The 4,975-nt window shown below is 34.1% G+C and carries 6 protein-coding genes; 5 read left to right on the forward strand and 1 reads right to left on the reverse strand.

The features are described from left to right. The first annotated feature begins 388 nt into the window (after window positions 1-388). From KA873_RS13265 to KA873_RS13285, 5 genes are all read left to right on the forward strand, one after another. A complete protein-coding gene (locus KA873_RS13265) occupies window positions 389-2,242 on the forward strand; it encodes a heavy metal translocating P-type ATPase (RefSeq protein ID WP_192945569.1) in 1,854 nt (617 codons plus the stop codon). 192 nt (window positions 2,243-2,434) lie between these two features. Continuing rightward, the gene (locus KA873_RS13270) at window positions 2,435-2,668 is read left to right on the forward strand and encodes a heavy-metal-associated domain-containing protein (RefSeq protein ID WP_031797730.1); all 234 of its coding nucleotides are present in this window, start codon (window positions 2,435-2,437) and stop codon (window positions 2,666-2,668) included. Between the two features lie 47 nt (window positions 2,669-2,715). Beyond that, entirely contained in the window at window positions 2,716-3,015 is a 300-nt protein-coding gene (locus KA873_RS13275) for a hypothetical protein (protein ID WP_026907429.1), read from the forward strand. A 65-nt stretch (window positions 3,016-3,080) separates the two neighbouring features. Further along, window positions 3,081-3,314 (forward strand): heavy-metal-associated domain-containing protein, encoded by a 234-nt coding sequence (locus KA873_RS13280; RefSeq protein ID WP_031797729.1) that lies wholly within the window; start codon window positions 3,081-3,083, stop codon window positions 3,312-3,314. A 64-nt stretch (window positions 3,315-3,378) separates the two neighbouring features. Then, entirely contained in the window at window positions 3,379-4,086 is a 708-nt protein-coding gene (locus KA873_RS13285; RefSeq protein WP_192945567.1) for a Crp/Fnr family transcriptional regulator, read from the forward strand. A gap of 260 nt (window positions 4,087-4,346) precedes the next feature. On the opposite strand, the gene KA873_RS13290 is transcribed toward KA873_RS13285, so the two are convergent. Beyond that, on the reverse strand, window positions 4,347-4,772 hold the full coding sequence (locus tag KA873_RS13290; protein WP_119639636.1) for a hypothetical protein: 426 nt from the start codon (window positions 4,770-4,772) through the stop codon (window positions 4,347-4,349). Window positions 4,773-4,975 lie beyond the last annotated feature (203 nt).

The raw sequence follows: 4,975 nt of genomic DNA on the forward strand, positions 1-4,975 counted from the left end.
ACTGAATTGCTTCCATTTTAAAGCTATGATCATATTTTCTTTTAGACATAACGAACACTCCTGTAAATTGATTACTTTCATTATAGCTTAATTTATTATCAATTTACTGTGTCCGTTATTCAGTCTAGCATCATTGATATTAAGCCAATCCTACCGTTCCCTAAAAAACAGGACACTCAAAAACAGGACACTCAAAACCAAGACATCTTTATTGTATGTTCGATAATATATAAGAGTTATTCAGTAAAACAGTTAGATTTGTTTTGCTGTTCTTTTATAATTTTTCACTTTTACAATAGAACTTGATACTAATCAATTTTTATTTTATAGAAACATCCTATACTAGAGTCATCAACAAGGAATACAAATGAAATTGGAGGGAATCAACATGCAAAGATATATATTAAGTAAAAAGAATTCCATTACACTGGTCAGTGCAATTTTGATTGCACTTGCATTCTTCGGACGATTTTCCTTAGACAACATGGCCATTTTCAATTGGTCGCTCATCATTGCATCCATTCTTGGTGTGGCGCCGATTGCAATCCAAGCCTATCAGGCATTAAAAGTAAAAGTTGTCAGTATTGATGTTTTAGTTACCATTGCAGTTATTGGGGCAGTATTGATTCAAAATTATGAGGAATCAGCCATCGTTACTTTCTTATTCTTATTTGGTTCATACTTGGAGCAACGTACCTTGAACAAAACACGTTCTGCCATTAAAGAATTAACAGAGCTGGCACCAGAAAGTGCTTTAAAGCAAATGGAAAACGGAGAATTTGAAGAAGTAGATGTCAATGATGTAGACGAAGGTGATATTTTATTAGTTAAAACGGGTGCAAAAGTTCCGGTAGATGGAACAGTGTTAACTGGTGAAGGTCACATTAATGAAGCAAGTATTACTGGAGAATCTTTACCTGTAAGTAAAAAGGTTGATTCTGAAGTATTTGCAGGATCTATCTTAGAAAATGGAACGATCCAAATTCGAGCTGATCGCGTTGGAGAAGATACAACATTTGGTAGAATTATCGAATTAGTGGATGAGGCACAGGATTCCAAATCAGAAGCAGAACGTTTCATTGACCGATTCTCTAAATATTATACACCAGCTGTGTTAGTCCTTGGTTTTATTGTTTGGTTTTTCTCAAAAGATATTGAACTAGCTATCACGATTCTTGTTTTAGGATGTCCAGGTGCATTAGTTATCGGGGTTCCTGTATCCAACGTTGCCGGTATCGGAAACGGTGCACGTAATGGTGTCCTCTTAAAAGGTAGTGAAGTTATCAATGACTTTAGCAGAGTAGATACTATCGTTTTTGATAAAACAGGAACATTGACAGTAGGAAACCCTGAAGTTGCCGAAAAAGAATTTTACGGAAAAAATACTGAAGAGGTTCTAGGATATTTAGCAAGTGTGGAGCGTGAATCGGACCACCCACTAGCGAAAGCTGTCCTACAGGATATTGGCGAGACAACTTTCTCTACTGTTGAAGAAACCGAAGTCGTTAAAGGTGGCGGAATTGTAGCAAAAATAGGTGTTCATCGTATAGCCGTTGGTAACGTAGCATTAATGGAAAAGGAAAATGTGAAATTAAGCGAAAAAGCTAAAAAAGACGTCGAACGCTTTGAGAAAAATGGGAATTCTCTTGTGTTAACTGCGGTCGACGGAGAATTAAACGTTCTGATGGGTATTCGGGATCAAATCCGTCCAGGTGTTAAAAAAGATCTTCAAAAACTGAAAAAACTAGGGGTCAAAAACCTTGTCGTTCTTTCTGGGGACAACCAAGGAACCGTAGATTTAGTTGCTCGAGAACTTGGGTTAACAGAAGCACACGGTCATATGCTTCCAGAAGGAAAATCTGCTTATATCGAAAAAATGCAAGCAGAAGGCGGGATCATTGCCTTTGTCGGTGACGGAGTGAATGATAGTCCTTCATTAGCCTTAGCAGATATCGGAATCGCCATGGGAAGTGGAACAGATGTTGCAATTGAAACATCAGATGTTGTTTTAATGAATTCTGACTTTAGTCGTTTACCACACGCATTAGGCTTAACAAAATCAACTTCAAGAAACATGAAACAGAACATCGCCATAGCAGTTGGTGTGGTATTAATCTTACTTGCTAGCCTACTATTTAGTGAATGGATGAATATGTCAATCGGGATGTTGGTTCACGAAGCAAGTATCTTAGTAGTCATCTTGAATGGTATGAGATTGCTTCGATACCGTTTGAGAGGATAAATTTAATAGAAAGCGGTCTTGACGAATGATAAAGGGGAAGTATTCAGGTAGGAAGAACAAAATACTCCCCTACTTTTTCTTGAAACTTGATTTGCGTCAATTTCATTTCGTTGAACCTCAGCTATACTTAAATTGTAAAGAAGAAGAGGGAAAACAAAAAAGTCAAAGATAAGATGAAAGGAGAAATAATTCATGCAAAAAGCAGTTATTCAATTAGAAACATTATCTTGTCCATCTTGTATGCAAAAGATTGAAAATGCGGTGAAAGGATTAAATGGGATTAATCAAGATAGCTTAAAAGTATTATTCAATGCCAGTAAAGTAAAAGTAGATTTTGATTCAGAAACGATCACCGTTAACGATATCAAAAAGGCAATTGAAGACTTAGGATATCCCGTTGTTAAATCAAAAGTAAAATCTGCCTAAGACAAACACACATAACAAAAATTATATATAGAAAGAGGGAAATAATAATGTCTGAACAAACATTTAACGAAGTAATAACAAACCATTTTGAAAAACTGGATTTATACACCACTGCAATTACACGGGCCCATGGTAAGAATCACCCAGAAGCCTTTGAAGTACGTGAATTGTTTGAAACAATTAGTGGAAAAGTAAAAGACGCAGGTACGAACAAACCTGACTTAGATGCTGAATTTGCTCAATTACGAAAAATCACAGACAACTACACCATTCCTGGAGATGTATGTGAAACGTATGCAGGCACATTCGAGATGTTATCAGAAGTAGATAAAGCATATCAGGCTTAAAGTAACTCAAAAACAAAAGAATAGATTGGTTTACGGTCGTTAAAAAATGAAGGGGGAAATGATTTATGCAAAAAGCAACGATTCAATTAGAAACCTTATCTTGCCCATCTTGTATGCAAAAGATTGAAAATGCGGTGAAAGGAATAAACGGTGTGAATCAAGATAGCTTGAAAGTAATGTTCAATGCAAGTAAAGTAAAAGTAGATTTTGATTCAGAAGCAGTCGCTATTAACGATATCGAAAAGGCAATTGAAGACTTAGGATATCCTGTTGTCAAATCAAAGGTAAAACCTGCTTAATCGAGTGAATAGAAAGGAAGCCTAAGATGCCCTCTTAGGCTTTTTATAAAAAGGAGAGGTTATTTTGGAACAAAACCAATGTTGTCATCACCAACATGGACATGCAGAATGTATTCGTATTGTTCCTATTTTTAACCATTTGAAAGACTCACAAATGGATTTGATTGCGGAATCTGCCAAGACACTTCATCTACAAAAAGGGGAAATGTTATTCCGTGCAGATGAGGAAGATGATACCTTATATATTATCAATTCGGGTAAGGCTCGGATTTATCGCTTATCGGATTCTGGAAAAGAACAACTTGGTCGCATTTTAAATCCCGGTGATTTTACAGGTGAAGTCGCTATTTTCCAACCTGGAAGTATTCATGAGAACTATGCGGAAGCACTACAAAATACATCCATTTGTTTAATTAAACGAGAGGATTTACAAGAGTATTTGGTGAAATATCCGCAGATCTCATTAAAAATACTGTCAGAAGTAACGATGCGTTTGAAGGATTCTGAAAAACAAACCACACAAGTAGCGATTGAAAATGTAGAAACCCGCATTATATCCTTTTTAGCTGAGAATGTTGAAAAGGGAAGTGGCAATAGTCCAACGATTATCTTACCAATGTCCAAAAAGGATTTAGCCTCGTATCTTGGTACCACACCAGAAACAATCAGCCGTAAATTTACTAATCTAGAAGAACTTGGATTGATCAAACGGTTACCGAAAAAGAAAATTAAAATAATGGATTTAGATCAATTGTTACTTCATACTGAATGAATATAAGAGGGTAGCGTGCCATTATCTAACGGGTTAAGTTTAATAGTACAAAACATAAAATAACAAACCTTTTAGCAATCCAATTAGCATATAAAATGGATTGCTAATTTTTGTTGGTTTAACAATGTCTATCTACAAAAAAGAAAGAAAAATGGCTCCTTATTTGACACTTATTTTACCAAGATGACATAATTTTGTGTCAACTTCATTATTTATTGCATTATCTAATCTTTTCACTCCTTGAATTTTTACAATAGACATTATTCATCACTTTCTTTTCTATATTTATTTAAGATCTCCATAAGTTGATTAAAATCTTCTTCTTCAAGTTCTCCAATTCTTGAAATAATTCTCTGATTTATTTTATAAAAAAGTGTATCAAGTTCATTAGAGAATAAAACTAATTCTTCATAATCATATTCAGTAGGTATAAATTCTTCAATAAATAATTCTATAAAAGGTCTGTAACCTTCATTCCAATTAAACTCTTTCATCATCTCAATAAAGTTTAATAAATGAGTGTTTATATGACTAACAACTTCATCATAAATTAAATATAATGGGATTGTTTTTTTCTGTTGTTCAAACATTATTTTAGCTTTTCTAGGTGTAATGTTTTCTAAACCTTTTCTAGTATCGTTAATCTTTCTTTCTTCTTCTTTTAGTTTTCTTTCAATATCATTCAATTTATTTTTTATTCTTTTTATATCAGATTGTTCAGCAAATCCAAAAAAATGAATATGTTTTAAAAGGGTATGATGCTAGACTGAATAACGGACACAGTAAATTGATAATAAATTAAGCTATAATGAAAGTAATCAATTTACAGGAGTGTTCGTTATGTCTAAAAGAAAATATGATCATAGCCTTAAAATGGAAGCAATTCAGT

It is taken from the genome of Staphylococcus sp. GDY8P45P (assembly GCF_017892745.1).
GTDB lineage: Bacteria > Bacillota > Bacilli > Staphylococcales > Staphylococcaceae > Staphylococcus > Staphylococcus cohnii.

What these genes read in the sequence shown, in the direction of transcription:
- KA873_RS13280 (WP_031797729.1), top strand. Translation starts at nt 3,081, where the DNA reads ATGCAAAAAGCAACGATTCAATTAGAAACCTTATCTTGCCCATCTTGT.
- KA873_RS13270 (WP_031797730.1), top strand. Translation starts at nt 2,435, where the DNA reads ATGCAAAAAGCAGTTATTCAATTAGAAACATTATCTTGTCCATCTTGT.
- KA873_RS13265 (WP_192945569.1), top strand. Translation starts at nt 389, where the DNA reads ATGCAAAGATATATATTAAGTAAAAAGAATTCCATTACACTGGTCAGT.
- KA873_RS13275 (WP_026907429.1), top strand. Translation starts at nt 2,716, where the DNA reads ATGTCTGAACAAACATTTAACGAAGTAATAACAAACCATTTTGAAAAA.